The following is a 4166-nucleotide window of genomic DNA, read 5'->3' as shown; positions in this document are numbered from 1 at the left end:
CTAGAAGTCGTATTAAGCTTATTATCAAGTTTAGGTTTCTATTTTATTTGCACAAAGATATGGAAGAAACAAAATTTTTGCGCATCTGCAATTTTGAAAGTGTTAGTGCTACAAGGTATTTATATTTTAATTGTGAGTGGAATTCTTACAAATCTAGTGAATGTTTGCGCAAATAATACAAGCTTAATGTTAGTGTTACAACTTATTAGTGCATTCTGCTTAGTTATGATGGTGCCATTCCAGTTGATTTTCTATTATGGATTGATTCACGATAAAAACTTAAAGGAATTTATTCCTTTTGCACTAAAAAAACACCAGAAATCCATGTTGAACTGGTATTGTACATTACTAATCTGTATTGTTGTGTTTGATACAATGTCTGGAGGTTTATTTAGTGCAGCACAAGGCTTTAATGCCCAAAGCATTTTAGTTGGATCTATGTATATGGGTAATCCTATGATGTCTTGGATGATGTATTTATTCTTGGGAGTTAGCTTTAAGTCGAGTCTTGCAGCTATGTTTACTTATTTGTTTGTGAATTTTTTAATGGGCTTTTTCTATTGCATTCTTGAATTGAATTATGTTTCTTATGTAGGAAGTCTTTTAGATGCAGATTAATGAATTGAAAATTACCAGTCGAAGACTTGGTCTTTTAGTAAAGATGAATATCTTAACGGTTGAGGATCTATTGAAATATTATCCTTTGCGGTATGATACGGTTCAAACATTGCCCTATTCACAATGGAATGAAAAGGAAAATGTTGTATTCCAAGGCTTGATTTGTTCAACCGCAAGAGTGATTCGTTTATCTAAGAATCGTTCGATGACTAAGTTTAAAGTTATGTCGTGGAATGAAGAATTAAACATTACTTTATTCAATCGTCCATGGCCATCTCAATTTGGTTTTGGCAAGACGATTACAATTTATGGACAATATCAAGGGAATAATAATGTGGTAGCTTCTACTTATAATTTTAAACCTTTAGATCAACAATTAGGCTTACATCCAGTATATCCATTGATTGAAGGTTTGAAGCAATCCGATATACAGGCCATTATGAAAGAGGCCCTTAAATATGTGGATGTTTTGCCTCAAAGAGTACCACAAAGGTATATTGAAAAGTATAAGTTGTTAGATATATCTACGGCTTATAAATGGATTCACTTTCCAGAGAATGAAAAGCAGCTGCATGCCGCAATTCGTACATTGAAGTATGAAGAGTTTCTATGTTTTCAATGCGTAATGCAGTCGATGCATGAAAAGAAGGAAATTAAAAAAGCTAAGAAATTTTCTATGGCAACAGTAAAGAAATGGATTTCAGATCTTCCTTTTGAGTTAACGAAGGATCAGCTTTTTAGTATTGACGATATTCTATATGATTTAAAGAGCACAAATGTCATGTTTCGCCTTGTTCAAGGAGATGTTGGATGTGGTAAGACAATTGTTGCTCAAATTAGCATGTATGCCAATCAGCTAGCTGGGTATCAATCGGCTTTGTTGGCACCAACCGAAATCTTAGCTCGCCAACATGTAGATAATATGCATAAATTAGGCTTAGATGCGACTTTATATGTTTCGAGTTTACCGGCTAAGGAAAAGAAAGAAGTTTTAACGAAACTTGAGAATGGAGAAATATTAAATGTGGTAGGGACACATGCTTTATTTCAAGAAAATGTTATTTTTAATAAATTAGGCCTTGTAATTGCGGATGAGCAACAGCGTTTTGGTGTGAAACAAAGGAGATCTTTATTAGAAAAAGGCAAGTGTGTTGATTTTCTAATGATGTCAGCTACACCGATTCCTAGAACGTATGCGCATTTCTTATATGGAGATATGGATATTAGTTCGATTCATACAATGCCTAAAGGAAGAAAGAGTGTTGTCACAAAGTATTTTAAAACTTCAAGTATGTCGCCAGTTTTAAAAGATGTATTGAAATTTATTCAAGAAGGAAGACAATGTTATGTCGTGTGTCCTGCCATTGAAGAGAATGATGAATTTAAAATGCGTAATGTATTTGAAATTTATGAAGGCATGACAAAGACATTAAAAGATATACGTATTGGCTTGCTTCATGGAAAAATGACAAGTCAGGAAAAGGAAGAAACGATGGAGAAGTTCTCTAAACATGAATTGGATATCCTTGTTTCTACAACAGTTATTGAAGTTGGAATTGATGTGGCCAATGCGAGTGTGATGGTCATTTATGATGCGCATCGTTTTGGCTTAAGTACTTTGCATCAGCTTAGAGGACGTGTGGCACGTGATAAAAAACAGGGGTATTGTTTCTTGTTGTCGGCATCGAGTGATCCTCAGGCTATTGAACGCTTAAAAAAGATGGAAGAATTAAAGGATGGCTTTGAAGTATCCAATTATGATTTGCATATGCGCGGTCCAGGTGATATTTTAGGGATAAGACAAAGTGGTATGCCTTGTCTTGTGTTTGGTGATTTTGAAAAAGACCAGGCCACGATGGAAACGTGTATTCATGATGCGAAAGAAATCATACAAGATCAAGTGGATGTGGATTTGTTGTTGTATATTTCAAGGGCTATTGAAAGTGCACAGTATTTTGATTAGGAGTTTTACGATGGATAAACAGAAGATAGAGAATAAAGCTATATATTTTATGTGCTTATTAAGTATGATATGCATTCTTGTTTTGATTGCTTACTTCTTCTTTTTGCGTAATGTTGAAATTGATATTATGGCAAATGCGCAATATACGTATGTTGGAGAAAATGGAAACGCGAGTGTGACGGTAAGTGCTAAACAGGGAGATCTAAATCAAAGAACACAGGATTTTTTGAACTCTGTTCAATATGAAGTCAGTCCGAATACAGATTTATCAAATGGAGATACAATTCATGTAACGGCAACGTATGATGAGGCTTTAGCCAATCAATATCATTATCAGCCAAAAAGTGTTGAAACCAATGTGGTGGTTAAGGGGCTTGCCAATCGTTATAGTGCATTAGAGGACATTCCAAAAGCATTGATTCAGGATGGGAAAGATGCAGCTATAGATTATGTAAAAGATAATCAAGAATCTATATATACTATAGACGGTAAAGAAGATAAGGCGCCTGGACTTGATAAAATGAAGATTGTCTATTCGGCTTATTTAAAATCGAATCAAAAAAATAATAGTGATCGATTTGTATATATTGTACAAATGAATTATGCCTCAGAAATTTTATATTACATGGTATGTATTCCAAATATTAATGATTCAGATTCGATAGATACGCATAATATTTATGGAGAAAAGGCGTATTTAACGCAAGATGAATGGAATGGTAAAGATTTTAGTGGATATGTAAATCGTGTATATTCATTAAAATATCAAATTGAACAAATAAATAAAGAAGTCAAATCAAATTGACTTCTTTATTTTAGTTTATTCATTAATTCTTCAAAATCTGGTTTTTCAATTTCATGAAATTCAATGGTAACACTATCGTTATCTTTATAACGTGGAATCAAATGAACATGGAAATGGTTAACACTTTGTCCTGCAGCTTCATGTACATTACTTAAAATGTTGATGCCATCACAATGTAGAGTTTGTTCCAATTTGTTGGCAAGCTTACTAGCAACTTCAAATACATGGTTGCGTGTTTCATCTGGACAATCTAAAAAAGAATCACAGTGTTCTTTTGGGACAACAAGCGTATGTCCATAAGAAGTAGGGTTGATGTCTAGAAAAGCGATAACACTTTCGTCTTCATAGATTTTATTGCTTGGAATTTCACCATTAGCGATCATACAAAAAATACACATAAGTATACGTCCTCCTTATTAAAAATAATACATCGTTTTAGATAAAATGAAAAGCCAGACTAAGGGGGTGTCTGGCTTTTCAATAAGGGGATAGAAAATAGTATGAATACCATTTACTGATTTCATACCGGCAAGGTCTTCAAACTCCTTGCCTTTATAGAAGTATACCATAAGTTGTGTCAAACAAAATGTGAAAAGTGTGGGAAAATATGTGATTTAACACAAAAGTAGTATTTTCACCCCACTTTTTTGTTTTTTTTGACTCATTTTACAAAATTGATAGTGCTTGCGAGTGTCAAAAATGGGAAAATTTGGATTTTTCATGAATTATAAATATTGAGAACTAGTTTTATGCTATAATGTAAACTAAGCGGAGGTTTTG

Annotated in this window: 4 protein-coding genes; 3 read left to right on the top strand and 1 reads right to left on the bottom strand. The window is 33.4% G+C overall.

The window, feature by feature from the left end:
* The 3 genes from ACZQCL_RS07030 to ACZQCL_RS07020 form a co-directional block, all read left to right on the top strand.
* Nucleotides 1–618 (top strand): hypothetical protein (locus tag ACZQCL_RS07030; RefSeq protein WP_482482442.1); only part of this gene is annotated, 618 nt, incomplete at its 5' end.
* A complete protein-coding gene (gene recG / locus ACZQCL_RS07025) occupies nucleotides 608–2581 on the top strand; it encodes an ATP-dependent DNA helicase RecG (protein WP_482482440.1) in 1974 nt (657 codons plus the stop codon). The genes ACZQCL_RS07030 and recG, both read left to right, overlap by 11 nt.
* Nucleotides 2582–2591: 10 nt before the next feature.
* Nucleotides 2592–3386 (top strand): hypothetical protein, encoded by a 795-nt coding sequence (locus tag ACZQCL_RS07020; protein WP_227993519.1) that lies wholly within the window; start codon nucleotides 2592–2594, stop codon nucleotides 3384–3386.
* Between the two features lie 5 nt (nucleotides 3387–3391).
* On the opposite strand, the gene ACZQCL_RS07015 is transcribed toward ACZQCL_RS07020, so the two are convergent.
* Nucleotides 3392–3784 carry an HIT family protein gene (locus tag ACZQCL_RS07015; RefSeq protein WP_117571107.1) on the bottom strand — a complete coding sequence of 131 codons (393 nt, stop codon included), beginning with the start codon at nucleotides 3782–3784 and terminating at the stop codon, nucleotides 3392–3394.
* Nucleotides 3785–4166 lie beyond the last annotated feature (382 nt).

The sequence above is a fragment of the Holdemanella sp. genome, assembly GCF_056804935.1.
The sequence above is the reverse complement of the archived record's forward strand: the minus strand, read 5'-3'. Positions and strand labels throughout refer to the sequence as shown.

Coding starts and splice junctions, on each gene's coding strand:
- recG (WP_482482440.1), top strand. CDS start 608: ATGCAGATTAATGAATTGAAAATTACCAGTCGAAGACTTGGTCTTTTA.
- ACZQCL_RS07020 (WP_227993519.1), top strand. CDS start 2,592: ATGGATAAACAGAAGATAGAGAATAAAGCTATATATTTTATGTGCTTA.
- ACZQCL_RS07015 (WP_117571107.1), bottom strand. CDS start 3,784: ATGTGTATTTTTTGTATGATCGCTAATGGTGAAATTCCAAGCAATAAA.